This window comes from Nocardioides dubius (assembly GCF_039528155.1).
Classification (GTDB): Bacteria; Actinomycetota; Actinomycetes; order Propionibacteriales; family Nocardioidaceae; genus Nocardioides; species Nocardioides dubius.
In genome coordinates, this window is the sequence record NZ_BAAALG010000017.1 from 41,426 (window position 1) to 67,494 (window position 26,069).

Genomic DNA, 26,069 nt, shown 5'->3' on the forward strand with positions numbered 1-26,069 from the left:
ACCGTAGGTTGCGAGCGGGAAGATGCGACGGAGTTCACGCCGAGGAGCGGTCACCTTCCAGCGACGCGGGTCACCTGCGGTCGGCGCCGCTAGCATGGTGAGGTGGCGAATTGGAAGGAAGCGGTGCGGCGGGCGTTCTATCCGGCCTACGAGGCTCGGATGCTGCGCACCATGCCCACCGGTGGCCTCCCCAAGCACATCGGGGTGATGCTCGACGGCAACCGGCGCTGGGCGAAGGCGGTCGGTGCCGACACCGCGCACGGTCATCGCGCCGGAGCGGCCAACATCGAGCCGCTGCTCGGGTGGAGCGAAGAGGTCGGCATCGAGGTCGTCACGCTGTGGCTGCTCTCCACCGACAACCTCAACCGCCCGGCCGCCGAGCTCGAGCCGCTGCTGGTGATCATCGAGGAGGCCGTGCTCTCGCTGGCCGACCAGCGCCGCTGGCGGCTGCACCCGGTGGGTGCCCTCGACCTGCTTCCGCAGCGCACCGCCGAGCGGCTGAAGGAGGCCGAGGAGGCCACCCGTGACGTCGACGGCATGCTGGTCAACATCGCGGTCGGCTACGGCGGGCGCCAGGAGATCGCGGACGCCGTCCGATCGATCCTGCATGAGGCCGCGGAGGCGGGCACCTCGCTCGACGAGCTCGCGCGGACGATGTCGGTGGAGCTGATCAACGACCACCTCTACACCAAGGGCCAGCCCGACCCCGATCTGGTGATCCGGACCTCCGGTGAGCAACGCCTGGGCGGCTTCCTGCTGTGGCAGAGCGCCCGCAGCGAGTTCTACTTCTGCGAGGCCCTGTGGCCCGACTTCCGGCGCGTCGACTTCCTCCGGGCCCTGCGTGCCTACGCCCAGCGCGAGCGCCGCTTCGGCGCCTGACCCGCCTCGCTCTTCTTCTGGATAGTCCCTGACGTTCGGCACCTGAAATCGGCCATTTGAGGTGCCGTTCGTTCGGCAGCGTCGCTACGACGACGCGAACTCGCGACTTCGCCAAGGAGGTCACCACGTGCAGATGCCACCGGAGCTGATGTCGCGGGCCGGGCTCGGCGTCGTGTGGGCCGACTGGCTCGCGACCCTGCCGAAGCTGATCGACGCGCTGCTCGAGGAGTGGGAGCTGCGGGCCCAGGGGCCGGTGTGGCACGGGTACTGCTCGGTGGCGATCCCGGTGCGCACCGCCTCGCGTCAGGCTGCGGTGCTCAAGGTCGCGCTTCCCGACGAGGAGTCGGAGCCGGAGGCGGTCGCGTTGCAGCGCTGGCAGGGCAGGGGAGCGGTCCGGCTGCTGCGTGCCGACCCCGGACGGCGGGCGCTGCTGTTGGAACGCCTTGCGCGCACTGACCTGACCGAGCACTGGGACCAGCAGGCCTGCGAGATCGTCGGTGGCCTCTACCCGCAGCTGCACGTGCCGGTCATGCCGCAACTGCCGTCGCAAGGTGCCCGTGTGCGCAGGTGGGCCGAGGAGCTGCGAGCGGACGCCCGGAGCGTGCCGATCCCGCGGCGCATGGTCGATCAGGCACTCGCGCTGGCTCGTGACCTCACCGCCGAGCCGGACCGGTGCGTCCTGCATGGAGATCTGCACTACGCCAACGTGCTGCTCGACTCCCGTGACGGCGAGGAGCGGTGGGTCGCGATCGACCCCAAGCCCGCGAACGGCGATCCCGGCTACGAGCTGGAGCCGATGCTGCGCAACCGCTTCGAGGAGTACGGCGAGGTCGGCTCGGTCCGCGATGGCGTCCGGCGCCGGTTCCACACCCTGATCGACACGGCCGAGCTCGACGAGGACCGCGCGCGCGACTGGGTGATCGTGCGCAGCGTGCTCAACGCCCACTGGACCCACCGTGACGCCGTCCGCGCGGGCCGGGAGCTGGCCCCGGCCGAGAAGACCCAGCTCACCCGGGCGATCACGGTGGCGAAGGCGGTCCAGGAGTAGGTCCTGACGATGGGCCATCGGAAGCCGACGCAGAGTTCATGCATTGGAAACATCCCGTTCTGGCGTGTCGCCGAAACCGAGCGGCGTGGCGGCGTACTTTCGAGGCGTCAGCCGGTGGGGAAGCCGGCTGGTACCAGGAGGCCCGATCGTGAGAAGTCACGACCCGAGTGGAGACAACACGGTGGTTGCCGTGCGGTCTCGGCGAGGAGGCCGGCACTCCGGTCTTCGGGTGCCGTCCCGGTCCATCTGCATGAGCTAGGGCCGGTGCGGAGTGCTCGCTGGCCTTGAGGGGTACCCCGTGGCTGCGAAGCGTTCCAAGAAGGCATCGGTCCGCACTTACGTCCTCGACACCAGCGTGCTGCTGGCCGACCCAGGCGCGATCCGCCGGTTCGACGAGCATGAAGTGGTGTTGCCGGTCGTGGTGATCACCGAACTCGAAGGCAAGCGTCACCACCCGGAGCTGGGGTACTTCGCCCGCTCGGCCCTGCGGATGCTCGACGAGCTGCGGATCGAGCACGGCAGGCTGGACGAGGCGATCCCGGTCGGCGACGCCGGCGGCTCGATCCGCGTCGAGCTGAACCACACGAACCCCGAGGTGCTGCCCAGCGGCTTCCGGCTCGGCGACAACGACACCCGGATCCTCGCGGTGGCCCGCAACCTTGCCGACGAGGGCGCCGACGTCACCTTGGTCTCCAAGGACCTGCCGCTGCGGATCAAGGCCTCGGCGGTCGGTCTCGACGCCGAGGAGTACCGTGCGGAGTCGGTGCACGAGTCGGACGCCGGCTGGACCGGGATGACCGAGATCGAGGTCGCCGCGGCCGATGTCGATGAGCTCTACGAGGACGGCGTCGCGATCCTCGACCAGGCCCGTGACCTGCCGTGCCACACCGGGCTGGTGCTGCTCTCCGATCGGGGGACGGCGCTGGGCCGGGTCGGACCGGACAAGCAGGTGCACCTGGTCCGTGGCGACCGGGAGGCGTTCGGGCTGCACGGTCGCTCGGCCGAGCAGCGGATCGCCCTGGAGATGCTGCTGGACCCCGAGGTCGGCATCGTCTCGCTCGGTGGCCGGGCCGGCACCGGCAAGTCGGCGCTGGCGATGTGCGCGGGCCTGGAGGCGGTGATGGAGCGCCGCGCCCACAAGAAGGTGGTGGTCTTCCGCCCGCTCTTCGCCGTCGGCGGCCAGGAGCTCGGCTACCTGCCGGGCTCGGAGAGCGAGAAGATGTCGCCGTGGGCGCAGGCGGTCTTCGACACGCTCGGCGCGCTCACCTCACAGGACGTGATCGATGAGGTGATCGACCGGGGGATGCTCGAGGTGCTGCCGCTGACCCACATCCGGGGCCGCTCGCTGCACGACGCCTTCGTGATCGTCGACGAGGCGCAGTCGCTGGAGCGCAACGTGCTGCTCACCGTGCTCTCGCGGATCGGCGCCAACTCCAAGGTGGTGCTCACCCACGACGTCGCGCAGCGCGACAACCTGCGGGTCGGGCGCCACGACGGCGTGGTGGCGGTGGTGGAGAAGCTGAAGGGCCACCCGCTCTTCGCCCACGTGACCCTGACCCGCTCGGAGCGCTCGCCGATCGCGGCCCTGGTCACCGAGATGCTGGAGCACGTGACGATGTAGCCGACGCGCCCTGCCTCACAGCCTCGCCCGGGCAAACCCGACATCTCGACGGGGAATCTGTGGTGAGTGAGGTCACTGTGACGGTTGTGACCATTGTGATGAATGAGTTCCCACAGTTCGGGCGGTTCGGTTTGCCTGGGCCTGGCTCGTGGGGCAGGGTGTCGGAGGACCACTCGCGGCTGTGGGGACGTCGAGTCGAGGGGTCGCCCCTGTAGTCGAGACCCTGAGACGGCCTGTGTCGAAACACAAGAAGTACGTGCCCACGCACCGGGCTCCCGTTGCCAGCGCGCCCAAGCGAGTCGCGCGCAACACCCTGGTGTTCTCCTCCATCGCAGTCGCCGCGACCGGTACCGCCGTCGCTGCCGGCGTGGCGGGCGACAGCCCCGCGCCGGACAGCTTCGACCACGTCGCCGCGAACGTCTCCACCAGCGACGTCGTCGCCCAGGGTGGCCAGGCCCAGGCGCCTGACGCCGCCGCGGTCGCCGAGCGCCGCACCGAGACGGTCTCGCGCTCGGACCGCCGCGACGAGGTCGAGGTGCCCACCCAGGCCGCGCTGCTCAGCGCCGAGACCAAGGGCAACGCGATCACCCGCACCGAGGACCACTCCGACTCCGACCCCAAGGAGATCGCGAAGGTCCTGCTCGCCCAGTTCGGCTGGGACTCCTCGCAGTTCGGCTGCCTCGACTCGCTGTGGACCCGCGAGTCCAACTGGCGCGTCAACGCCGACAACCCGACGTCGAGCGCCTACGGCATCCCGCAGGCGCTGCCCGGCTCCAAGATGTCCTCGGCCGGTGCCGACTGGGCGACCAACCCGGTCACCCAGATCCGCTGGGGCCTCGGCTACATCCAGGACCGCTACGGCTCGCCGTGCAGCGCCTGGGGCCACAGCCAGTCGGTCGGCTGGTACTGAGCCTTCTCCCTCGCTTGATGGGGGATCGTCCCTAACGTTTTGGCTGCTGCCCTGCGGTGTGAGCAGCCAAAACGTTAGGGACGATCGCAAATCAGCGGGGCGCAATGCGCCGCTCAGCGGCAGGTGAAGAGCGTGACGTGTCCACCGAAGCCGCGTGGCTCGGTGAACTCCGGCAGATCCCACGCGATGTCGTCGGGCATCGTGTGCAGGTACTCCAGCGCCGAGGCACGGTTCTCGAAGTAGGCGCGGGTGTGGAACTCCGCCCGCTCGACGCTGTCGAAGTGCGCCGCCAGCTGCTCGGGACCGTTCTCACTCGAGAAGCTCGGCTCCCACGGCCGCCCACCGGCCTCGCTGCGCAGGTCGGCGAGGTGGTCGGTGCCGACAGTGATCGCGACGAAGACACCCTCGGGTCGCAGCACCCGCCGGATCTCGGCGAGGGCGCGGTCCCGGTCGGGTACGTGGTACAGCATCCAGAGCGCGGCGACGGCGTCGAAGGAGTCGTCGGCGAACGGAAGCGCCTGAGCGTCGACCACCCGCGCCTCGACGCCGCGGTCACGGGTCACCTGGACCATGCGGGCGGAGGCATCGGTGGCGGTGACGTGCACAGAGGGGATCGCGGCCAGCCGTGCTGCGAACGCGCCGGTGCCGCAGCCCAGCTCGAGGACGTCGGCCGCCCCGGAGTCGAGGATGACGTCGAGGGCGGCGGTGGACGGGTTGCCCTCCGGGCCGGGCTGCCAGACGGCTCGGCGGATCTCGAGGCGATCTTCGGTTGCGTACTGGGTATGCAAGGTATGGATGTCATCCATACCTGCACCCTACGCAGCAGGGGAAGGGACCGTCCCGGGTTCCGCGGCTGCTCGCGCGGGCCTCACCCGTAGGGGTGAGGCCCACGCCGCGGTCAGCCGACGCGGACGACGCCCTCGGTCATCCGCTTGCTGCCCAGCTTGACCGTCACCAGGTAGCGACCGGCCTTCGGGGCGACCAGGGCGAACCCGTTGCGCTTGACCTTCGGCGTGCGGACGACGGTGCGTCCGCCCTTGGCGCCGACCGGCACCCAGCGCACGCTCAACCGGCGGCCGTCGGCGATACCGGTGGTGGAGACCCGCGCCGGCTTGGACTTGGCCACCGCGGCCGGCAGCGCGGAGACGGTGGCGGGGGTGGGCGGCTCCGCCTCGTCGTTGAGGGCGCGGACGAGGGAGGCGACCCGCGGAACCGCGGAGGCGTCGACCGATCGGTCGGCGTCCAGGACGGTGAAGGTGACCCACCCGGCACCAAGCAGGGCGGTGTCGGTTCCGGGGGCCGGCTGCTCGGTGCCGCGCGCGCCGACGATCTTGTACTGCGTCGGGTCCTCGACGTCCTGCTGGTAGGTGAAGGCGGCCGCCGAGGCCTGCGCGTTCGCCGCGTAGCGGACGCCGAGCGGCGCGGGCAGTTGTTCGCTCAGCTTCGGGTAGTTGATGTTGAGGAACTGGCCGCGGTCCAGGGCCGGCAGGCCTCGGTCGAGCAGGTCGACGACGAGGTCGGCGGTCTCGGCGTAGGCGCCGGTGGCACCCGCGTCGTAGCCGGTCGCGGTGCTGACCGCGATGGCCGGGATGTCGAACATGCCGGTGGCCACCGTCGCCGCGCCGATGGTGCCGGAGAAGTTGGTGTCGAAGCCGGTGTTCGAGCCGACGTTGGTGCCGGAGATGACCAGGTCGGGCTTCTCGGCGAGGACGGCGTCCAGGGCGAAGAGCACCGAGCCGGCGGGGGAGGTGGTGACCGACCAGATGTTCGGGTCCTCGGCGTCGGGCTGGGTCGCGGTCAGGGTGCCCGAGAAGTCCACCCGGGCGCTGACGCCGCTCTGGTTCGTGGCCGGCGCGACCATGGTGACCTGGTGGCCGTCGGCGACCAGCGCGTCGTAGACGGCGTTGATGCCCGGGGCGCTCCACCCGTCGTCGTTGGTGATCAGGATGTCCAGGGGCTCGGTGCCGAGCGGCGCCCGGTCCGTGCCGGCCCGGGCGGCATCGGGCTCTGCGGAGGCGGTGAGCTGCCCGGTGACGGCGAGGCTGGCGAGAGCGAGGCCGGCGATGGTGGCGCCGACGGCAGTGCGACGAGGCAAGACGATTCCCTTCGTGCGGTTGTGACCTGGGTCACGGGACGGGGGGAAGGTAGACGCTCCGCCCGGCGGTTCGCCGGGACCATCCCGGCGAACGGGACACGGCGCCCAGGCGCACGGCACGATGTCGGCCGGTTGCCTGGCGGCCTAGGCTCGAACCATGAGCGAGTACCGGATCGAACATGACTCGATGGGCGAGGTGCGGGTTCCTGCGGAGGCGCTGTGGCGTGCGCAGACGCAGCGCGCGATCGAGAACTTCCCGATCAGTGGCGACACGCTGGAGCCGCGGCTGATCCGGGCGATGGCGCTGGTGAAGGGCGCGGCGGCGAAGGTCAACGCCGATCTCGATGTGATCGACGCCGAGAAGGGCGCGGCGATCGACCGCGCGGCAGGGGTGGTCGCAGACGGCGGGCATCTCGACCAGTTCCCGCTCGATGTCTTCCAGACCGGCTCGGGGACCAGCTCCAACATGAACATGAACGAGGTGCTGGCCTCGCTCGCCGCGGCCGACGGCGTCGAGGTGCACCCGAATGACCACGTGAACGCGAGCCAGTCCAGCAACGACACCTTCCCGACCTCCATCCACGTCGCGGCGACGCTCGCAGTGATCGAGGATCTTCAACCTGCACTGGGGATCCTCGCTGCCTCGCTGGAGGCGAAGGCCGCCGAGTTCGCCGACGTGGTGAAGTCCGGGCGCACCCACCTGATGGACGCCACCCCGGTGATGCTCGGTCAGGAGTTCGGCGGTTGGGCAGCCACGATCCGCTACGGCGTCGAGCGATTGGACGCGGTGCTGCCCCGGGTGGCGGAGCTTCCGCTCGGCGGGACCGCGGTGGGCACCGGCATCAACACACCTGCCGGCTTCGCGGCCGCCGTCATCGACGAGCTGTCGGCGCGGGGCGGAGCTCCGTTCACCGAGGCCCGCAACCACTTCGAGGCACAGGGCGCGCGGGACTCGCTGGTGGAGCTGAGCGGCGTGCTGCGCACGATCGCGGTCGGCCTGACCAAGATCTGCAACGACCTCCGCTGGATGTCCAGCGGGCCCACCACCGGGCTCGCCGAGATCCACCTGCCCGACCTGCAGCCCGGGTCGAGCATCATGCCCGGCAAGGTGAACCCGGTGCTGCCGGAGGCGACGCTGATGGTCTGCGCACAGGTGATCGGCAACGACGTCGCGGTCACCACAGGTGGGGCGGCGGGCAACTTCGAGCTCAACGTGATGATGCCGATGATGGCGCGCAACCTGCTGGAGTCGATCCGGATCCTGTCGACCTCCGCACCACTGCTGGCGCAGCGGTGCATCGACGGCATCACCGCGGACGTCGACCGGATGCGCCGCTATGCCGAGTCGTCGCCGTCCGTGGTCACCCCGCTGAACCGCTACATCGGCTACGAGGCGGCCGCGAAGGTCGCCAAACAGGCGCTGGCCGAGGGCCGCACCATCCGCGAGACCGTGCTGGCGCTGGGCTTCGTGGAGCGCGGCGAGCTCACCGTGGAGCAGCTCGACGAGGCGCTTGACGTCGCGTCGATGACACACCCGTGAGTGAGATGGCGGTAGATCGCTGTCGCCAGGTGACAGCGATCTACCGCTGTCTGCTCAGTGCCCGGCGATCCGGCTGACGTAGAGCCAGTAGGTCTCGGCACGGCTGCCGAGCATCACCTCGTACGAATGCGCCTCGCAGTTGCCGCATGCCGAGGTCATCGCCTGCTTCAGCTCCGCTGACTCGGAGGCGGACCACACCACCAGGACCTGCCGGGTGGCACGCGCCGCGACGGCGAGCAAGGGCGCCTCGTAGAGCGCGCCGTTGGCGTCGTGCACCAGATAGTCGGGGCCGTTGTCGACGTCGAGCAGGACCAGGTCGAAGGCGCCGGGGGAGGCCTCGGTGAGCACCTGCGCGACATCGGCGTTGACCAGCTCGACGCGCTGATCGGCAAGCAGGGCAGGGCCATGCGCGATCGTGCCGTCCCGGGTCCAGCCGACCAACGACTCCTCGAGCTCCACGCAGGTGACCCGCTCCACGCGCTGGTCGTCGAGCACCTCGCGCAGCGTGAAGCCGAGGCCCAGCCCGCCGATCAGGACCGACGTGGGGGTCTCGACCTGCGCGAGCGCGATCGAGGCGAGGGCGCGCTCGCTGGTGGTCTCCAGGGTGTCCATCACGAAGACTCCGTTGACCCGCAGCTCCAGCACGGTCGGTGCGCCCGCGCTGCGGCGCTCGCGCAGCACCACCTCGCCGCGCGGTGACTCGGCTCGGGCGATCTCTACGTATTCGGTCTCAGGCATGGGCCTGCATCGTAGAGCAGCCGCAACCCGCTCAGTCGAACAGCTCGGAGAGCCAGCTCTCCTTCTTGCGCTTCTTGTAGTAGCCCTTGTCGTAGCCACGGTCGTAGCTCTTGTCGTAGCGGGGCTGCTCGTAGCGCGGCTCCTCGTAGCGGGGCTGCTGCGGGGCTGCCTGCTGCGGGGCCTGCGGAGCCGGCGCGGCCGGTGCCTGGTTGAAGGAGCGCTCGATGATCTTGTCGAGCTCGCCACGGTCGAGCCACACGCCACGGCAGGTGGGGCAGTAGTCGATCTCGATGCCGCTGCGCTCGCTCATCACGAGGGTGGCGCCGTCGGTGGGGCACTGCATGGGGGACTCCTTCATAGAACTGGTGGGCGAAATCTATCGGTGCGTGCCAAGAAAGAGGATGGGATCGGCTGCCCAACTAGGTGGCGTCTGGCTCCCTGATGGTGGGAGCCACGCACCACCGAGCACATCAGCCTCGCCACCACGGCGTCGTCGGCAGCGCGCCACGGACGTCGAACCGCTCACCGGGGCGGGGGAGCGCCAGGGTGGCGGCACCCGCCTCGGAGGTGAGCCGTTCGACCGGCTCCGCCCACGGATGGAACGCCAGGTCGAAGGTGGCCCAGTGGATCGGCAGCAGCACGCCGCCGTGCAGGTCGCGGTGGCTGCGCAGCGCCTCGATCGGGTCCATGTGGATGTCGGGCCAACGGTGGTCGTAGGCACCGATCGGCAGCACGGTGAGGTCGAAGGGGCCGTGCTGCTCGCCGATGCCGGCGAAGGCGGCCGCGTAGCCGGTGTCGCCGCCGAAGAAGATCCGGTGCTCGGGGCCGGCCAGCACCCACGACGACCACAGCGAGGTGTTGTTGCGCAGCCAGCGTCCGGAGAAGTGACGCGCCTCGGTGCAGGTGATGGTCACCTCGCCCACCGGATGCGACTCCTCCCAGTCGAGCTCGACGATCCGGTCCTCGGGGACGCCCCAGGCGCGCAGGTGTGCGCCGATGCCCAGCGGCACCACGAACGGCATCCGCTGGTGGCTGGTCAGCCACTCCACGGTGCGCAGGTCGAGGTGGTCGTAGTGGTCGTGCGAGATCACCACCGCGCTGAGCGCCGGAAGCCCGGCGAGGGGGAGTGGCACCGGATGGTGCCGCTTGGGGCCGACCGAGGTGAACGGCGACACCCGCGGGCTCCAGACGGGATCGGCGAGCACCCAGTGCCCGTCGAGCTCGAACAGCACCGTGGCATGCCCGAGCCAGGTGGCGGCACAGCGGGCGGCGTCGTCGAGGGCGGACGGCGTCACCAGCGGGATCGGTGCCGAGGGGCGCCCCGAGCGTCCCTTGCGCGCGAAGTCGCGGGCCAGCCGGAAGCGGCTCTCCTCGGCGAGCACGGAGGCCGGCTCGGTGTTGTGGAAGACGCCGTCGCGGAAGTGGGGCGATGCGGCGTGCCGATCGGCGGGCGGGACGGCGCCGACGCTGCGCGGGAGCCGGGGCGGGGTCAGGAGTCGAGCCACGTTGCGATTCTCCCGCACTGCGCCAAGCCCTGTCTCACTTTGGAGCGGGTGCGTGAGGCCGCGGGGAGCGGCAGGGGTGCCGTCGTGGGAACGGCCTCACGCACCCTGATCGGGGCCGCGGCAGGTGGTTCGCCTGTCCCCCCGTTCGACAGGCGAGCCACCTACCCGGCGGGGTGCCCCGTGCGGGGCGGCCAGGGAGGCTCAGAGGCCGAGTGCCCAGTACGGCAGGCAGCGGACCCGGTTGCTGGGATCCAGCTCGTGCAGCACCAGGGAGGCGATGTTGGGATCGACGGCCATCCCGACGTGACCGGAGAAGTCGAGCCCGCAGGCGTCCTGGAGCAGGATGTTCTTCACGTTCGGCGCGGGGGCGAGGCGCCCGCTCGTGTAGGGCACGACGACGGTGTCGTACTTGCTGATGATGCTGGTGTACTGCGGTCCGGGCACGGTGACGCCGCCGTCGTTGAGGTCGGTCAGGAACTGCGAGCCGGGCAGGAACTCCTGGCAGGCGCCGCAGCCCGCGGAGCGCAGCACCTCGTCGAAGCCGAAATGCTGCGCCAGGCGGCTGAGCCCGTGGAGCGAGGTGCCGGCGAAGTTCGACCCGAAGCCGATGAACTTCCTCACCACGGCGTCGCCGCCGAGGAACTTGAGGTAGTAGGCCGGGACCGTGGTGCCCTCGGAGTGACCGACGATGTCGACCTTCGCGGCACCGGTGGTGCTCCGCACCCGTTCGACGAAGGCGTCGAGGCCGGCCGCGCTGGTGCGCATCGAGTCGAGGCCACCGATCAGGGGGCCGAGCCAGATGGTGCCGTAGGTCTGCATGAAGACGCAGTGGCCGTCGGCGGCGATCGCCGGGGCGAGGGTGGCGAAGTTGAGAGGCGCGTTCGCGCCCATCCCGTGCACCAGGACGACGGGCTCCGGATGCTCCGCGCTCGGCGTGCAGCTCCAGTCGTTGATCCCGGACGTCGGTGCTGCCGCGGCTTGGGCGGCGCCCGGCGCCAGGGTGACGGCGGCCGCGACGAGCGTCAGCCAGATCGTGAGTGCTGTGGCGACATGCTTGGTCTTCATGGACTTCCTCCCCCGAGGGTCATCGGCGGACTCAGTACAACATGGCGACCAGTTTCAAACAAGAGATCTTTTCCAAAGGGGTCGCGCCGCGGTGCTCCGACTGACGTCGTCGGGGCAGGGGAGACGGGCCGAACGCGCACCCAGGGCGGAGCTCCGCCGCTGGCTCAGGCGCTGGCGGAGCCCATCCCTGCGCGCAGGGTGTCGTAGAAGCCGGTGAGCAGGGCGGTCAGCACGACGACCTGGGCGGACTCCTCGTCCGGCGTCCGATCGAAGCTCTGGCCGTGGCTCCAGTCGGCGATCAGGTCCAGCAGACCGCCGACCAGACCGGTCGCCAGGCCGGCCCGGGTGCCGGGCACGTCGAACCCGGCCCAGGTCTCCTCCACATAGGCCGCGATCGCTCGCCGGTTCTCGCGACGCACGGTCTCCACCGCCAGCGAGATGGCGGCTCCCTCGCCGAAGGTGACCCGGGAGACCCGGAGGTCGGTGCCGAAGCTCCTGGCCAGGCTCTCCAGCAGTGAGCGGGCGACGCCGTCCTCGGTTCCGTCGCTCTCCTCACGGGCGGCGAAGGCCGCCGCGAAGGCGGAGTCGGTGATCTGGATGAGCAGCTGCCGGTAGCACGCCTCGCGGCTGTCGAACACCTCGTAGAAGCTCTTCGTCGCCACGTAGGCGTGCTGGCACAGCTGCTCGATGGTGGTGGCGGCGTAGCCCTGGCGCGCGAACAGCTCCAGGGCGGAGTCGAGAAGCGCCTGACGCCGGAGCTCGCGACGCTGGTCGGCGTCGAGCCCCTTGATCACGCGGCGCCGAGGCGCTTCTCCCGCCACGCCGTCAGCGCTCCTGGGAGCGGACCCGGATGCCGGTGATCGGCACGGTCACCGCGCCGGAGGGATCGGTGAAGAAGTCGTTGCCCTTGTCGTCGACGACGATGAAGGCCGGGAAGTCCTCGACCTCGATCTTCCACACCGCCTCCATGCCGAGCTCGGGGTACTCGATGATCTCCTGGCTCTTGATGCAGTCCAGTGCGAGGCGGGCCGCCGGACCACCGATCGAGCCGAGGTAGAAGCCGCCGTACTCGCCACAGGCGTCGGTGACCTGCTTGGAGCGGTTTCCCTTGGCCAGCATCACCATCGAGCCGCCGGCTGCCTGGAACGACTTCACGTAGGAGTCCATCCGGCCGGCCGTGGTCGGTCCGAAGGAGCCCGACGCCATGCCCTCGGGGGTCTTGGCCGGACCGGCGTAGTAGACCGGGTGGTTCTTCAGGTACTCCGGCATCTCCTCGCCGGCGTCCAGGCGCTCCTGGATCTTGGCGTGGGCGATGTCGCGGGCCACCACCAGCGGGCCGGTCAGCGAGAGTCGGGTCTTCACCGGGTGCTTGCTGAGCTCGGCCAGGATGTCGGCCATCGGCTGGTTGAGGTCGATCTTCACGACCTCGCCGCCGGCGATGTCGTCGGCAATGCCGGCGTCCGGCATGTACTGGGCCGGGTCGGTCTCGAGCTGCTCGAGGAAGACGCCCTCGGGGGTGATCTTGCCGAGCGCCTGACGGTCCGCCGAGCAGGAGACGGCGATCGCCACCGGGCACGAGGCGCCGTGGCGCGGCAGCCGGACCACGCGCACGTCGTGGCAGAAGTACTTGCCGCCGAACTGCGCACCGATGCCGAAGGACTGGGTGAGCTTGAAGACCTCCTCCTCCAACTCGGTGTCGCGGAAGCCGTGCGCGCTCATCGAGCCCTCGGTCGGGAGGTCGTCGAGGTAGTGCGCGCTGGCGTACTTGGCGGTCTTCAGCGCGAACTCGGCGCTGGTGCCGCCGATCACCACGGCGAGGTGGTACGGCGGGCAGGCCGCGGTGCCCAGCGAGCGGATCTTCTCGTCGAGGAACTCCAGCAGGCGCTTGGGGTTCAGCACCGCCTTGGTCTCCTGGAAGAGGAAGGACTTGTTGGCCGAGCCGCCGCCCTTGGCCATGAAGAGGAACTTGTACTCGGGCTTGCCGCTGGTCTGCGGGGTCGAGTAGATCTCGATCTGCGCCGGCAGGTTGGTGCCGGTGTTCTTCTCCTCGTAGGTGGTCAGCGGAGCGAGCTGGCTGTAGCGCAGGTTCAACTGGGTGTAGGCGTCGTAGACGCCCCTGCTGATCGCCTCGCCGTCGTCCGCGCCGGTGAGCACGCCCTCGGACTTCTTGCCCATCACGATCGCGGTGCCGGTGTCCTGGCACATCGGCAGCACGCCGCCCGCGGAGATGTTGACGTTCTTGAGCAGGTCGAGCGCCACGAAGCGGTCGTTGCCGCTCGCCTCGGGGTCGTCGATGATCTTGCGCAGCTGGGCCAGGTGGCCCGGGCGCAGGTAGTGGCTGATGTCGTGCATCGCCTCGGAGGTGAGCCGCTGGATCGCCTCGGGGGAGACCTTGAGGAAGGTCTGCGGGGTGCCGTCCGGCCCCGGGACCTCGAAGCTCTCGACGCCCTCGGTGGTGATCAGCCGGTAGGGCGTCTCATCGGCACCGTTCGAGCCGTGGGTGGGCAGGAGGTCGGAGTAGCGGAACTCAGGTCCGGATGCAGCGTTGCTCACGAGACCCCAGCGTACGCCGGATCGCGTGTGAGGTCCGTGTCACCCCACACGCGCTGCTGAACGCTTCGCCCCTCGACGGGCCCGATTCAGGGGCGAGACGTCAGGGACCAGCGGGAGCGGGGCGGGCATAACCGGCTGCGCAGAAGGGTTGTCCTGAGGTGAGGATCTGGGACGCGGTGGTGATCGGAGCCGGGCAGGCGGGGCTGTCGGCGGCGCACCATCTGGTGCAGCGGAATGTGGACACGCTGGTCCTGGACGCGAACCCTGCCCCCGGCGGCGCCTGGCAGCACCGGTGGGACTCGCTCACCATGGACGACGTGCACGGCGTGGCCGACCTTCCCGGCGCGGTCGCACCGCCGCGGGGACGCTCGCGCGCCAACGAGGCGGTGCCGACCTACTTCGCCGACTACGAGCGGACCCAGGGCCTGGTGGTGCAGCGCCCGGTCCGCGTCGACCGGGTGGAGAGTGACGGCGAGCTGCTCCGTGTCGAGGCCGGAGGGCAGAGCTGGCTGACCCGGACCCTGGTCAATGCCACCGGCACCTGGGACCGGCCCTTCGTGCCGCGCTATCCCGGTCAGGAGACCTTCGCCGGCGAGCAGCTGCACACCGTGGACTACCCGGGCGCCGCGCACTTCGCCGGCAAGCGGGTGGTGGTGGTCGGCGGCGGCGCCAGCGCCGTGCAGTTCCTCGGCGAGATCGCGCCGCTCACCGAGACGCTGTGGGTGACCCGGCGCGAGCCGGTCTGGATCGACCACTTCGACGGCGAGGCGGGCCACCGCGCGGTGGCCAAGGTGCAGGAGCGGGTGCTGGCCGGCCTGCCGCCGCAGAGCGTGGTCAGCGTGACCGGGCTGCACCTGCGTCCCCAGGAGCAGCGGGCCGCCGAGCTCGGGGCCTACCGGCGGCGGCCGATGTTCACCTCGATCGAGCGCGACGGGGTGCGGATGGCCGACGGCACCTTCGAGCCGGCCGACGTGATCTTGTGGGCGACCGGCTTCCGTGCCGCCGTCACCCATCTCGCGCCGTTGCACCTGCGCTCGCCCGAGGGCGGCATCCGGCTCGAGGCCATTCCCGGTGCCGGCCAGACGCCCACCCAGTCGGCCGTCGACCCACGGGTCCAGCTGGTCGGCTTCGGTCCTTCGGCCAGCACCATCGGCGCAAACCGCGCCGGGCGGGCGGCCGCGATCGCAGTCGTCCGCCAGCTGCGCCAGGCCTGACGCCGAGCTTGCGCTTGTGGCGCGCGAGCTTGCGCTTGTTCCCCCCGAGCTTGCGCTTGTAGCGCGCGAGCTTGCGCTTGTTCCCGCTGAGCTTGCGCCTGCGGACGCCGGAAGCGCGCGACTCGGCGGGCCGGGCGTCAACTAGGCTGCTGAGGCATGGACGCACCTGACCCCAGTCGCCTGCGGATCTCGGACGCCGACCGCCATCAGGTCGCGGAGGTGCTGCGCCAGGCGGCCGGTGAGGGGCGGCTCGACTTCGACGAGCTCGACGAGCGGTTGGAGGCGGCGTACGCCGCCAAGGTCTACGGCGACCTGACGCCCCTGCTCGCCGACCTGCCCGGACAGTCTCCCCAGTTGCCGGCCGTCGTCTCGGCGAGCCAGGTGCAGCCCCGGCCCTCCGCCGAGGTGGGGGCCGCGTCGCGCTATGACACGTCGTTCACGATCATGGGCGGCCAGACCCGCAAGGGCGTCTGGGAGATCGGCGCCAGCCACAGCGCCTTCGCGCTGATGGGCGGAGTCGACCTCGACCTGCGCCAGGCGGTCTTCGCTGCGCCGGTCGTGGAGATCACGGCCTGCACGATCATGGGCGGCATCGACATCATCGTCAACGCGAGCACCAGGGTCGTCGTCGACGGCGTGGGCATCATGGGCGACTTCAGCCAGAGCCGGGACCGGATCGAGGCCACCCTGGACGCCGCCTCGCCGGTGGTGCGGGTCAAGGGGTTCGCGCTGATGGGCGGCGTCAACGTCGTGCGCAAGCCGATGCCGGGGGAGAGCCGCCGCAAGCGCAAGGTCGGGTAGGGTACGGCGCATCCAGCACGGGAGCCCGCAGCAGTGGGCTGAGATGGAGCTGAGGCTGCTCCGACCGTTGAACCTGCTCCGGGTAATTCCGGCGAAGGAAGCAAGGAACGACATGGGCACCCTCCGCATCGCGCCACCCCTACCCCGGATCTTCTGTCTGGTCTCGGGCCGGGACGACCTGTCCCTGCTGCCGGAGCTCGTCGACGCCGGCGTCTCCGGCTTCCAGCTGCGGGACAAGGAGATCGACGCCTGGTCGCTGGAGTACCTCGCGCTGCAGGTGCTCAGCCTGGTCGGGGACCGCGCGACGGTGGTGATCAACGACCACCTCGAGGTGGCGCTGCGCACCGGCGCCCACGGCGTCCACCTCGGCCAGCGCGACCTGCCCGTCGCGCAGGCCCGCGCAGCCGCGCCGGGGCTGCTGATCGGGGCGACCTGCCGCAGCCTGGACGACGTCGCCCAGGCCAAGGTGGACGGCGCCGACTACGCCGGCTTCGGCCCGGTCGCGCACAGCGACTCCAAGGCCGGCCTGCCGGCGCCGTTGGGCGTCGCCGCGATCACCGCGGCACGCGGGGTCCTGCCCCTGATCGCGATCGGCGGCATCGACGCACCCGGTGCCCGCAGCGCCCGCCGGGCCGGCGCCCACGGCGTGGCGGTGATCGGCTCGATCTGGCGACAACCCGACCCTGTCCTGGCCGCGAAGGAGCTGGTGGACGCCGTCCGGTGAGCCGGGTGAGAGTGCTCGGCGCTGGGATCATCGGGCTGAGCGTCACTCAGGCGCTGCTCGCCGCCGGCCACGACGTCGAGGTGGTGGATCCCGCACCGGGGCAGGGCGCATCGTTCGCTGCGGCGGGGATGCTGACGCCGGCCAGCGAGGTCTGGCACGACGAACCGGCGCTGCTCGCGCACCACCGCACCAGCCTGGGGCTGTGGCCCGAGCTGGCGGACCGGCTCGGGGTCAGCCTGGAGCGGCACGGCACGCTGCTGGTCGGCTGTGACGGCGGCGATCTGCAGCAGGTCGAGCGGCATGCCGAGCTGCTGCGCGCCCTGGGCGAGCAGCCGCAGATGCTCACCCGTGCCGAGCTCCGGCGCGTCGAGCCCGAGGTGGGGGCGCGGGTGATCGGCGCGCTGGCCCTGCTCGCGGAGCCGTCGGTGGACCCACGCGCCGTCGTCGCGGCACTGCGGAGGCGGATCGCCGTGCAGGCACGGCCGAGCAGGGAGGCGGCCGAGGTCACCGTGATCGCCACCGGTGCCGAGCTGCCCCCACCCTGGCGGCAGCTGGTGCGCCGGGTGCGCGGGGAGATCCTGCGCCTGCGCCTCGACGGCGGACCGCGGCACACGCTGCGTGGCTGGGTGCGCGGCGAGCCGGTCTATGTGGTGCCGCGCGCGGACGGCGAGATCGTGGTCGGCGCGACCAGCGAGGAGCATGACACCCCGGCCGAGGTCAGCGCCGGGGGAGTGCTGCGCCTGCTGCACGCGGCCCGCGAGCTCGCCCCCGCGCTGGATCGCGCCGTCTTCGTCGAGGCCACCGCCCGCGACCGTCCGGCCGCCGTCGACAACCTGCCTTTGGTCGGACCCGCGCCGTGGGCCGCCGACAGTGCCGAGCACGGTCGGGTGGTGCTGGCCGCCGGCCTGCACCGGCACGGCGTGCTGCTGGCGCCGCTGGTCGCCCGGCTGGTCGCTGCGCACCTCGCGAACGGCCACGTCGAGCCGCTCTTCGACCCGCGCCGCCCGGCGGTGGCGGCGCTCGCGCTGCCCGGTGCGGATGCCGAGGCGATACCCAACCAACGACCGACGACTCCCCACCACGCACCAGGAGCGAGATGACCATCACCGTCAACGGAACCCCGCAACCCCTGCCCGGCAACGGCCTCCTGAGCGAGGTGGTCGCCCAGACCTGCGCCGACAGCACCGGAACCGCGGTCGCCCACAACGGCGTCGTGGTGCCGCGCGGAGCGCTGGCCACGACCCCGGTCACCGCCGGCGACGTGATCGAGATCGTGACGGCGGTGCAGGGCGGATGACGCTGCACATCGCCGGGACCGAGTTCCACTCCCAGCTCCTTGTGGGCACCGGCGGCCTGCCGAGCCCGGCCCTGCTGGAGCCGATGCTCGACGCCGCGCAGCCCGCGCTGGTGACGGTGAGCATGCGGCGCAGCAACAGCACCGCGTCGTCGGGGTTGCTGGCCACGCTGCGACGGCGTGGCGTGCCGATCCTGCCGAACACGGCCGGTTGCCTCTCGGCGCGCGAGGCGGTGCTGACCGCGCAGCTGGCCCGCGAGGCCTTGCAGACCTCGTGGATCAAGCTGGAGGTGATCGGCGACGAGACCAGCCTGCTGCCGGACGCCGTGGAGCTCCTGGAGGCCGCCGAGCAGCTGGTCCGTGACGGCTTCACCGTGTTGCCCTACAGCACCGACGACCCGGTGCTGGCGCGACGCCTCGCCGACGTCGGCTGTGCCGCGGTGATGCCGCTCGGCGCCCCGATCGGATCCGGGCTGGGCCTGCTCAACCCGCACGCCATCGAGGCGGTGGTGGCGGCCGTCGACGTGCCGGTCGTCCTCGACGCCGGGATCGGCACCGCGTCGGACGCCGCGCTGGCGATCGAGCTCGGCTGCTCCGCGGTGCTCGCTGCGACAGCGGTCACCCGCGCCGAGGACCCGGTGCGGATGGCGCGAGCGCTGCGGCTGGCGGTCGAGGCCGGCGCCGAGGCCCGCGCCGCCGGGAGGGTGCCGCGTCGTCAGGGTGCCCGCGCCTCCAGCCCGATGCTGGGACGGATCGGATGAGCGTGCCACGGCTGGTGGTGCTCACCGACCGGCACCAGCTGCCGGCTGGCGCCGATCTGGTCGAGCAGCTCGGGCGGTGTGCCGACGCCGGGCTGAGCCATGTCCTGCTGCGCGAGCTCGACCTGGCCGACGACGAGCGCGCCCGGCTGGCCCGCGCCCTGCGGGCACAGGGGATCGCCGTGTGGAGCGCACACCGGATGCTGGCCGACGCCGACGGCCTTCACCTGCCGGACCCGGACGGACCGCACGGCGCCGCAGCACGGCCCGCGCCGAGGGCAGATCTGGTCGCGTCGAGCACTGCGTCGAGCACTGCGTCGAGCGTTGCGTCGACCCCGGCACCCCCTGCCACGAGCGACCGCTCCTGGGGACGCTCCTGCCACCACCCCGATCAGGTGGCCGTGGCTGCGGCAGAGGGGGCCGCCTGGGTCACGCTCTCCCCGGTAGCGCCGTCGTCCAGCAAGCCGGGCCGGGTCCTGCTGGAGCCGGAATCCCTTGCAGGACACGCGATTCCCGTGCTCGCGCTCGGTGGCGTCGACGTCGACAACGCGCGCCGGCTCCGCGAGGCCGGCGCGCACGGCGTCGCGGTGATGGGAGCCGTGATGCGCTCCGACGATCCCGCCGCCGTCACCGCGGCGCTGCTGGAGGCGAGCCGATGAGCAGCCCGCCGGTCGTCCTCAGCATCGCCGGCACCGACTCCGGGGGAGCTGCCGGGACCGCCGCCGACCTGACCACGTTCGCCGCCCTCGGCGTCCACGGCGCCTGTGTGATCACGGCGGTCACCGCCCAGCACACGCTGGGGGTCGACGCCGTTCACGCCGTGCCGATCGGCGTGGTCGAGGCGCAGCTGGAGGCCGTCCTCGGCGACCTCCCGGTGGCTGCCGTGAAGACCGGGATGCTCGGCTCCGCCGAGGTGGTGCGGCAGGTCGCCCGTCGTTGCGCCGGCATCCCCCTGGTCGTCGACCCGGTGCTGGTCGCCACCAGCGGCGCGGTCCTCGGCGGACGCGAGGTGCGCGAGGCCTACCTGCGCGACCTGATCCCGGCCGCCACGGTGATCACCCCGAACGTCGACGAGGCCGCGGCCCTGCTCGACCGGCCGGGCGTCGACAGTCGGCAGGCGCCCGACCTGGCCAAGGAGTTGGCCGGCCACGGATGCGCGGCCCTGGTCACCGGAGGGCCGCAGTGGCGCCCGGGCGAGGTGATCGAGAGCTGCACGGACTGGCTGGCCACCCCTGACGGCGAGGTGCAGTGCTTCGACCATCCCGCCGTCCGCACCAGCAATGACCACGGCACCGGCTGCACCTTCAGCGCCGCCCTCGCCGCGCTGCTCGCCCACGGCCACTCCCTGACCGATGCGGCCGAGTCGGCCGCCCACCACACCACCACCCAACTGATCGCCGGCAGCGCCTGGAGGCTCGGGCGCGGCCGCGGTCCGATCGCCCACACCACGAATCGAGGCAACGATGAACGTCCATGAAGCCCACACCCGCCGTCACCTCGCCGGGAGCCGGCCCGACCTACAGGTTCCCTACACCCGGGTCGCGCTGACCAACGGCGAGCACTTCGACCGCTACACGACGGCCGGCCCGGGCAGCGATCCCGAGCAGGGGTTGGCGAAGCTCCGTCGCGAGTGGATCGCCGAGCGAGCGGACACCGAACCCTACGAAGGGCGGCCGTCGTCCCCGCTCGACGACGGGCGCGGTGCCCTGCGCCGCGAGCCACGCCAGCGCTGGCAGGGCGCAGCGGTCGCCCCGCGGCGTGGGCGCGACGGCGCCACGATCACCCAGATGCACTACGCCCGGGCCGGCGTGATCACCCCGGAGATGGAGTTCGTCGCGCTGCGCGAGGGCTGCGACGTCGAACTGGTGCGCAGCGAGCTGGCGGCCGGACGCGCGATCATCCCGCTGAACGTGAACCACCCGGAGGCGGAGCCGATGATCATCGGCCGCCGCTTCCTGGTGAAGGTGAACGCCAACATCGGCAACAGCGCGGTCACCTCCTCGATCGCGGAGGAGGTCGACAAGCTCACCTGGGCGATCACCTGGGGAGCGGACACCGTGATGGACCTGTCGACAGGCGACGACATCCACACCACCCGCGAGTGGATCATCCGGAACTCGCCGGTGCCGATCGGTACCGTGCCGATCTACCAGGCGCTGGAGAAGGTCAACGGTCGCGCCGACGACCTGACCTGGGAGATCTTCCGCGACACCGTGATCGAGCAGTGCGAGCAGGGCGTGGACTACATGACCATCCACGCCGGCGTGCTGCTGCGCTACGTGCCGCTGACCGCCGACCGGATCACCGGCATCGTCTCGCGGGGCGGCTCGATCATGGCGGGCTGGTGCCTGGCGCATCACCAGGAGAACTTCCTGTACACGCACTTCGACGAGCTCTGCGAGATCTTCGCGCGCTACGACGTCAGCTTCAGCCTGGGCGACGGCCTGCGGCCGGGATGCACCGCGGATGCCAATGACGAGGCACAGCTCTCCGAGCTGCGCACCCTCGCCGAGCTCACCGAGCGCGCCTGGGCCTACGACGTCCAGGTGATGGTCGAGGGGCCCGGACACGTTCCGCTCAACCTGGTCGAGGAGAACGTGGTGCTGCAGCAGGACTGGTGCAAGGGCGCGCCGTTCTACACGCTCGGCCCGCTGGCCACCGACATCGCGCCCGGCTACGACCACATCACCTCCGCGATCGGTGCGGCCACGATCGCCATGCACGGCACGGCGATGCTCTGCTACGTGACGCCGAAGGAGCACCTCGGGCTGCCGAACCGCGACGACGTCAAGACCGGCGTGATCACCTACAAGCTCTCCGCGCACGCCGCCGACATCGCCAAGGGGCACCCGGGTGCCCGGGCCTGGGACGACGCACTCTCCAAGGCCCGCTTCGAGTTCCGCTGGCGCGACCAGTTCGCGCTCTCGCTGGACCCGCACACGGCGGAGTCCTTCCACGACGAGACGCTCCCGGCCGAGAATGCCAAGACCGCGCACTTCTGCTCGATGTGCGGGCCGAAGTTCTGCTCGATGCGGATCAGCCAGGACGTGCGGGACCGCTTCGGCAGCGGAGCGGACCGGACCGCCGACGACGCGGCCGAGGCTGTCGAGGTCGCCGCAGGGATGCGCGAGAAGGCCGCAGAGTTCGTCGCCCTGGGCAGCACCGTGTACCTGGATGCTCAGGAGGAGGTGGCCGCCAGCCAGGCGTCGATCTCGCGCTGAGAGCGGAGCCGGACCACGACCAGACCCGGATGGGCGGCCGCCGCCCGGGCCACCAGCGCCGGGTACTTGCGGCGGGTCCGGATCGCCCACCGGATGATGTGGTCGCGGTCGGTCAGCATGCTGTGCAGCGGCGGCTCGACGTTGCCGTTCCACAGCACCTCGCGGCGTCGCGAGCGACGCACGGTGCGCCGCACCACTCGCCACAGGGTGACCCGGAACGGCAGATCGAGCCAGAGCAGGGTGTCGGCCCGGGCTGCCAGGAGCGCGCGGGCCGACGCGTACTGCCACTCGGTCACCCAGACGGGCTGGGCGATCAGTGCGGCGACGTCGTCCAGGAACTCGGGGCGCGGGGTCCAGTCGGGGCCGTGGAAGAGGGCGTCGATCTCGGTGTGGGGCGAGCCGACGGCGTCGGCGATCCGGGCGGCCAGCGTGGTCTTGCCGCTCCCGCTGACCCCGGCGACCAGGATGCGGCGGGGCCGGATCGGGAGAGGATCGTCGGCTCCGAGCATGCGGTCGAGCCTAGTCGCGCGGCAGGAGCTCAGCCGGCACAGCTCAGCCCCTCGCCGTCCGGGTCGGCGCGCTCGATCAGCTCGACCATGGCGGCCTCCAGGTCGCATCCGCAGCGCACCGCATGGGCGAAGGCGAGGCGGACGTCGAGCGGGGCGGCGTCGGCCCGCTCGAGGCGGAGCACCACGCCGTGCCGGTCGAGCACGACCGGGCGGACCGAGGTGTGGCGCACGCCGGGTGCGCCGTAGGCGGCGAGTGCGGCGACCGCGCCGGGGTGGTCGCGGTGCAGATGGAGAAGGGCCTCGGCCTCATGCGGCAGCAGCGGGTCGGGGAACGCCTCGCGGTAGGCGGCGGGGTCGACGTCGACGCTGGCCGCGCGACCGCGGGCGTCCTCGCAGTGCCAGGTGAGAGAGATCCGAGTGGGACGCAGGCACAGGATCGGGTCGCTGTGGTCGACGGGTCCGGGGCCGGCGAGGTGCTCGCGGATGCCGGGCGGCGTCGGGCCGCGGTAGGCCTGCAGGTCGCAGGTCATCTCGACCGCGCCGCGCAGTCGGTCCGGATGCGGGATCGGGGCCACGTCGAGGGCGGTCACCGTGACGGTCTGCGGTGGCAGATGCTGGGTGACGGCGAAGATCCGGTCGGGGGAGTCGTCGGAGGGCAGGAACAGGATGCTGCCCTCGACGGTGAGCGCATGACGGGTGACGTCGGTGACCGCGTTGACCGGTCCCAGGCGCAGCGAGCTGGCGCCTGCCAGGATCGTGCGGACCCGCTCCGCGCTGCTGATGCTGGCTGCCGTGGGCCGGTTCTCCAAGACGCTCATTAGGTAAGGCTAGGCTAATTTCGTCTGCCGTGGGGTGGCCTTCAGGCCCCGGACGTGCGACCTCGGTCGCCATGGGTGCGCCCTCGGGGGCTATAAGTGCGCCCTCGGCGGGCGGTAGGGTCGCGGCGATGACCATCCACTTCGTCGGCGCCGGACCGGGGCCGGCCGACCTGCTCACCGTCCGGGCCACCCGGATGCTGGGCTCGGCGGACGTGCTGCTCGCGCGGCTCGAGGGCGCGGACCCCGAGGTGCTGGCACTGTGCCGCGAGGACGTCGCGGTGTTGGACGCCGGCCAGCTCGCTCCCGAGCAGGTCGAGCAGGTGCTGCTCGCCGCGGGCGGGATGGGGCACACCGTCGTCGTCCTGCTGCCGGGCGCCGGAGCGCTCGGCGAGGCCGAGCACGGGTGGACGGACTCCCTGGACGCCCACGCGGTCGCATGGGACCACACCGCCGGCGTGGCTACGGCCTGATCACCAGGATCCGGTCGTCCTTCGGTCCGGGGGTGCCACGGGTGTCGCGGTTGGAGGTGGTCACCCACAGGTCGCCGTCGGGGGCGACGACGACGGTGCGCAGCCGGCCGTACTTGCCGACGAAGTAGGAGCGTGGATCGCTGGCCCGCCCGTCCTCGACCCGGACCGACCAGAGCCGCTCACCGCGAAGCGACGCCATCCACAGCCGTCCGTCGAGGTAGGCCAGCCCGGACGGCGAGGCCTCGTCGGTGCGCCAGGTGACCTGCGGATCGGTGAACTCCGAGCTGCCGCCCTTGCCCTCGTACTTCGGCCAGCCGTAGTTGGCGTCGGCCTCGATCAGGTTGAGCTCGTCGAAGTCCTGGGCGCCGAACTCGCTGGCCCAGAGCCGGTCGTCCGCATCGAAGGCCAGGCCCTGCACATTGCGGTGACCGAGCGTCCAGACCGGCGACGACGGATCGGGGTTGCCGGCCGCGGGCCTCCCGTCGGTGTCGATGCGCAGGATCTTGCCGCCGAGCGACGCGCGGTCCTGCGAGAGCGCGGTGTCGCCGGTCTCGCCGGTGGAGGCGTAGAGCGCGCCGTCGGGCCCGAAGGTCAGCCTGCCGCCGTCATGGGTGAAGCCGCGCGGGATGCCGGTCAGGATCGGCTCGGGCTGGCCCAGCGAGGTGCCGTCGAAGGTGGCCCGCACGATCCGGTTGTCATCCTCGGTGGTCAGGTAGAAGAAGAGCAGCCGGTCGCTGGCGAAGTCGGGGGAGACCGCGACCCCGAGCAGTCCGGCCTCGCCGGTCTGCGGCAACGACCCCAGGACGGCGATCTCGCGGGTCTCGCCGTCGCTGATCGCGAGCACCCGGCGGGTGTCCCGCTCGGTCACGATCGCGGTGCCGTCGGGCAGGAAGGCCAGCCCCCAGGGCGCGGCCAGGTCGGTGGCGACGGTGCGCACCACGCGCGGCTTGGCGTCCGGGGCGGCCGACGTCGTCCCCGTGGAGGGGGTCTCCTCGGTGCCGGCGTCGCTGGGCTGGGTGTAGCGCGGCGTGCTGTCGGGCTCGTCCTCGGAGCTGCAGGCGACCAGCAGGCTCGCCGACATCAGCAGCGGCAGGGACCAACGCAGGCGGCGGGCCATCTCAGTCGAGCCCGGCCAAGAACTCCAGCAGCAGGTCGTGCACCGCCTCGGGCTGCTCCATGCCGATGAAGTGCGACCCGTTGAGCTCCACGTAGGTGGCCTCCCGCATCCGCGACGCGGCGCTGCGCATCGCCCGGGGACCGGCCAGCAGATCCCACTTGCCGGCCACGAACATGGCGGGCACCTCGATCCCGCTCAAGGAGACCCGCTTGTGCGAGGAGGTGCGCACCGCGAGGTGGAAGTACCAGTCCACCGGGGTGCTGACGAACTCCTTGAGAGCGCGCTGGGCCAGCTCCGGGTCGGGGAGCGGGAACATGAACCCGGTGTGGCTGAGCGCCGAGATCGACAGCGGGCCCATCGGCAGCCGGGTGCTGACCGGGGAGATCAGCCTGCCGGTGCGCTTGAGTGCGCGCGAGACGTTGACCGAGACGATCCGGGCCAGTGCGGCCGGGATCAGCAGCGGCTCCAGCATCGTGGCGAAGGTGTTGCCGGGCACGCCGGCGACCGCGAAGAGGCCGTCGACCCGCTCCGGGTGACGCACCGCGACCTCGAACATGGTGTTCACGCCGATCGACCAGCCCATGAAGACCGCGTGCTCCAGGCCGGCGGCGTCCAGCACCGCGATCGCGTCCTCGGCGAACTCCTCGACGCCGACCCGGTCGTGGTCGGCCGGGCGGGCCGAGCCGCCGACGCCGCGGTGGTTCCACGAGATCACCCGGACGCCGCAGTCGGGCTCCAGCAGTGCGGGCATGGTCCAGGCGTTGGTGCCCAGGCCGTTGCACAACACCACGGTCGGGCCATCGATCAGGCAGTCCGGATCGTTGGTCCAGGCCTTCAGCACGGTGCCGTCCGCGGAGACGACGTCGTAGAAGAACGGCTCGATCAGGGAGGCGGGAGCCGTGGTGGCGCTGATCGGCTCGGCAGGCACGGACGCTGCGGTCATGAGGCAATTCTGCCTCACGAACCGCCGATCCGGCCCGCTGAGGCTCGATCAGGCGTGTGCCGCGAGCGCGTGGTGGCGCTGCGTCGCGGCGACGATGAACTCCTGGACGTCGAGCAGTTCGGCGCGCCGGGCGGCCAGGTCGGTGGCAGCGACCATGGCATTGCGGCGGGCGCCCTGCTGGGAGGCGACGGCCCAGGAGTGGATCAGGGTGAGGGGGAGGCGGAAGTGCGACATGGCGACCATCCG

At 71.4% G+C, this 26,069-nt stretch carries 28 protein-coding genes and 1 riboswitch; of the genes, 15 read left to right on the plus strand and 13 right to left on the minus strand.

Annotated features, from left to right (window positions below):
- Positions 1-102 precede the first annotated feature (102 nt).
- The 4 genes from ABD151_RS20060 (at position 103) to ABD151_RS20075 (ending at position 4,458) form a co-directional block, all read left to right on the plus strand.
- Positions 103-879: an isoprenyl transferase gene (locus tag ABD151_RS20060; protein WP_343996631.1), complete on the plus strand. Its 777-nt coding sequence runs from the start codon at positions 103-105 to the stop codon at positions 877-879.
- A 133-nt stretch (positions 880-1,012) separates the two neighbouring features.
- On the plus strand, positions 1,013-1,927 hold the full coding sequence (locus ABD151_RS20065; protein WP_343996846.1) for an aminoglycoside phosphotransferase family protein: 915 nt from the start codon (positions 1,013-1,015) through the stop codon (positions 1,925-1,927).
- 298 nt (positions 1,928-2,225) lie between these two features.
- Positions 2,226-3,548 (plus strand): RNA 5'-3' helicase PhoH2, encoded by a 1,323-nt coding sequence (gene phoH2 / locus ABD151_RS20070; RefSeq protein WP_343996632.1) that lies wholly within the window; start codon positions 2,226-2,228, stop codon positions 3,546-3,548.
- A gap of 235 nt (positions 3,549-3,783) precedes the next feature.
- Positions 3,784-4,458, plus strand: a complete 675-nt coding sequence (locus ABD151_RS20075; protein ID WP_343996633.1) for an aggregation-promoting factor C-terminal-like domain-containing protein — start codon at positions 3,784-3,786, stop codon at positions 4,456-4,458.
- Between the two features lie 113 nt (positions 4,459-4,571).
- On the opposite strand, the gene ABD151_RS20080 is transcribed toward ABD151_RS20075, so the two are convergent.
- Complete coding sequence (locus ABD151_RS20080; RefSeq protein WP_343996634.1) at positions 4,572-5,264, minus strand: class I SAM-dependent methyltransferase; 693 nt, start codon at positions 5,262-5,264, stop codon at positions 4,572-4,574.
- 92 nt (positions 5,265-5,356) lie between these two features.
- Positions 5,357-6,553, minus strand: a complete 1,197-nt coding sequence (surE, locus tag ABD151_RS20085; RefSeq protein WP_343996635.1) for a 5'/3'-nucleotidase SurE — start codon at positions 6,551-6,553, stop codon at positions 5,357-5,359.
- Between the two features lie 157 nt (positions 6,554-6,710).
- On the opposite strand from surE, the gene ABD151_RS20090 reads away from it, so the two are divergent.
- Positions 6,711-8,093, plus strand: a complete 1,383-nt coding sequence (locus ABD151_RS20090) for a class II fumarate hydratase (RefSeq protein WP_343996636.1) — start codon at positions 6,711-6,713, stop codon at positions 8,091-8,093.
- Between the two features lie 54 nt (positions 8,094-8,147).
- On the opposite strand, the gene ABD151_RS20095 is transcribed toward ABD151_RS20090, so the two are convergent.
- From ABD151_RS20095 to ABD151_RS20120, 6 genes are all read right to left on the minus strand, one after another.
- Positions 8,148-8,831, minus strand: coding sequence for a spermine/spermidine synthase domain-containing protein (locus ABD151_RS20095; RefSeq protein WP_343996637.1), 684 nt, complete (start codon positions 8,829-8,831; stop codon positions 8,148-8,150).
- A 31-nt stretch (positions 8,832-8,862) separates the two neighbouring features.
- Positions 8,863-9,174 (minus strand): TFIIB-type zinc ribbon-containing protein, encoded by a 312-nt coding sequence (locus tag ABD151_RS20100; RefSeq protein WP_343996638.1) that lies wholly within the window; start codon positions 9,172-9,174, stop codon positions 8,863-8,865.
- Between the two features lie 127 nt (positions 9,175-9,301).
- Complete coding sequence (locus tag ABD151_RS20105; protein WP_343996639.1) at positions 9,302-10,336, minus strand: MBL fold metallo-hydrolase; 1,035 nt, start codon at positions 10,334-10,336, stop codon at positions 9,302-9,304.
- A 201-nt stretch (positions 10,337-10,537) separates the two neighbouring features.
- A complete protein-coding gene (locus ABD151_RS20110; protein ID WP_343996640.1) occupies positions 10,538-11,401 on the minus strand; it encodes an esterase/lipase family protein in 864 nt (287 codons plus the stop codon).
- A 164-nt stretch (positions 11,402-11,565) separates the two neighbouring features.
- Complete coding sequence (locus ABD151_RS20115; RefSeq protein ID WP_343996641.1) at positions 11,566-12,222, minus strand: TetR/AcrR family transcriptional regulator; 657 nt, start codon at positions 12,220-12,222, stop codon at positions 11,566-11,568.
- Between the two features lie 4 nt (positions 12,223-12,226).
- Positions 12,227-13,954: a fumarate hydratase gene (locus tag ABD151_RS20120; protein WP_343996642.1), complete on the minus strand. Its 1,728-nt coding sequence runs from the start codon at positions 13,952-13,954 to the stop codon at positions 12,227-12,229.
- A gap of 158 nt (positions 13,955-14,112) precedes the next feature.
- On the opposite strand from ABD151_RS20120, the gene ABD151_RS20125 reads away from it, so the two are divergent.
- The 9 genes from ABD151_RS20125 to thiC all read left to right on the plus strand — a co-directional run bounded on the left by ABD151_RS20125 (position 14,113) and on the right by thiC (position 21,966).
- On the plus strand, positions 14,113-15,168 hold the full coding sequence (locus tag ABD151_RS20125; protein ID WP_343996643.1) for an FAD-dependent oxidoreductase: 1,056 nt from the start codon (positions 14,113-14,115) through the stop codon (positions 15,166-15,168).
- 156 nt (positions 15,169-15,324) lie between these two features.
- Positions 15,325-15,969, plus strand: a complete 645-nt coding sequence (locus ABD151_RS20130; RefSeq protein WP_343996644.1) for a DUF1707 SHOCT-like domain-containing protein — start codon at positions 15,325-15,327, stop codon at positions 15,967-15,969.
- A gap of 7 nt (positions 15,970-15,976) precedes the next feature.
- Positions 15,977-16,086, plus strand: a riboswitch (TPP riboswitch).
- Positions 16,082-16,693 (plus strand): thiamine phosphate synthase, encoded by a 612-nt coding sequence (locus ABD151_RS20135; RefSeq protein WP_343996645.1) that lies wholly within the window; start codon positions 16,082-16,084, stop codon positions 16,691-16,693. Its footprint overlaps the riboswitch before it by 5 nt.
- Positions 16,690-17,793 (plus strand): FAD-dependent oxidoreductase, encoded by a 1,104-nt coding sequence (locus ABD151_RS20140; RefSeq protein ID WP_343996646.1) that lies wholly within the window; start codon positions 16,690-16,692, stop codon positions 17,791-17,793. The genes ABD151_RS20135 and ABD151_RS20140 overlap by 4 nt, the downstream gene beginning before the upstream one ends.
- Positions 17,790-17,990 carry a sulfur carrier protein ThiS gene (thiS, locus tag ABD151_RS20145; protein ID WP_343996647.1) on the plus strand — a complete coding sequence of 67 codons (201 nt, stop codon included), beginning with the start codon at positions 17,790-17,792 and terminating at the stop codon, positions 17,988-17,990. The genes ABD151_RS20140 and thiS overlap by 4 nt, the downstream gene beginning before the upstream one ends.
- Complete coding sequence (locus ABD151_RS20150; RefSeq protein WP_343996648.1) at positions 17,987-18,748, plus strand: thiazole synthase; 762 nt, start codon at positions 17,987-17,989, stop codon at positions 18,746-18,748. The genes thiS and ABD151_RS20150 overlap by 4 nt, the downstream gene beginning before the upstream one ends.
- A complete protein-coding gene (locus tag ABD151_RS20155; RefSeq protein ID WP_343996649.1) occupies positions 18,745-19,404 on the plus strand; it encodes a thiamine phosphate synthase in 660 nt (219 codons plus the stop codon). Before ABD151_RS20150 ends, ABD151_RS20155 begins: the two co-directional genes overlap by 4 nt.
- Positions 19,401-20,222, plus strand: a complete 822-nt coding sequence (gene thiD, locus ABD151_RS20160; RefSeq protein ID WP_343996650.1) for a bifunctional hydroxymethylpyrimidine kinase/phosphomethylpyrimidine kinase — start codon at positions 19,401-19,403, stop codon at positions 20,220-20,222. The genes ABD151_RS20155 and thiD overlap by 4 nt, the downstream gene beginning before the upstream one ends.
- Positions 20,209-21,966 (plus strand): phosphomethylpyrimidine synthase ThiC, encoded by a 1,758-nt coding sequence (gene thiC, locus ABD151_RS20165; protein ID WP_343996651.1) that lies wholly within the window; start codon positions 20,209-20,211, stop codon positions 21,964-21,966. Before thiD ends, thiC begins: the two co-directional genes overlap by 14 nt.
- Here the strand turns inward: thiC and ABD151_RS20170 are convergent.
- Both ABD151_RS20170 and ABD151_RS20175 read right to left on the minus strand, forming a co-directional pair.
- The gene (locus tag ABD151_RS20170; RefSeq protein ID WP_343996652.1) at positions 21,924-22,475 is read right to left on the minus strand and encodes a P-loop NTPase family protein; all 552 of its coding nucleotides are present in this window, start codon (positions 22,473-22,475) and stop codon (positions 21,924-21,926) included. The genes thiC and ABD151_RS20170 overlap by 43 nt on opposite strands.
- Positions 22,476-22,504: 29 nt before the next feature.
- The gene (locus ABD151_RS20175; RefSeq protein ID WP_343996653.1) at positions 22,505-23,293 is read right to left on the minus strand and encodes a DUF2470 domain-containing protein; all 789 of its coding nucleotides are present in this window, start codon (positions 23,291-23,293) and stop codon (positions 22,505-22,507) included.
- Between the two features lie 128 nt (positions 23,294-23,421).
- Between ABD151_RS20175 and ABD151_RS20180 the strand changes: the two genes are divergently transcribed.
- Entirely contained in the window at positions 23,422-23,763 is a 342-nt protein-coding gene (locus tag ABD151_RS20180) for an SAM-dependent methyltransferase (RefSeq protein WP_343996654.1), read from the plus strand.
- Here the strand turns inward: ABD151_RS20180 and ABD151_RS20185 are convergent.
- The 3 genes from ABD151_RS20185 to ABD151_RS20195 are packed head-to-tail and all read right to left on the minus strand — an operon-like array spanning position 23,753 to position 26,057.
- Positions 23,753-24,880, minus strand: coding sequence for a PQQ-dependent sugar dehydrogenase (locus ABD151_RS20185; protein WP_343996655.1), 1,128 nt, complete (start codon positions 24,878-24,880; stop codon positions 23,753-23,755). The genes ABD151_RS20180 and ABD151_RS20185 overlap by 11 nt on opposite strands.
- A 1-nt stretch (position 24,881) precedes the next feature.
- Positions 24,882-25,823, minus strand: a complete 942-nt coding sequence (locus ABD151_RS20190; RefSeq protein ID WP_343996656.1) for an alpha/beta fold hydrolase — start codon at positions 25,821-25,823, stop codon at positions 24,882-24,884.
- 48 nt (positions 25,824-25,871) lie between these two features.
- Positions 25,872-26,057: a hypothetical protein gene (locus tag ABD151_RS20195; protein ID WP_343996657.1), complete on the minus strand. Its 186-nt coding sequence runs from the start codon at positions 26,055-26,057 to the stop codon at positions 25,872-25,874.
- Positions 26,058-26,069: the final 12 nt, after the last annotated feature.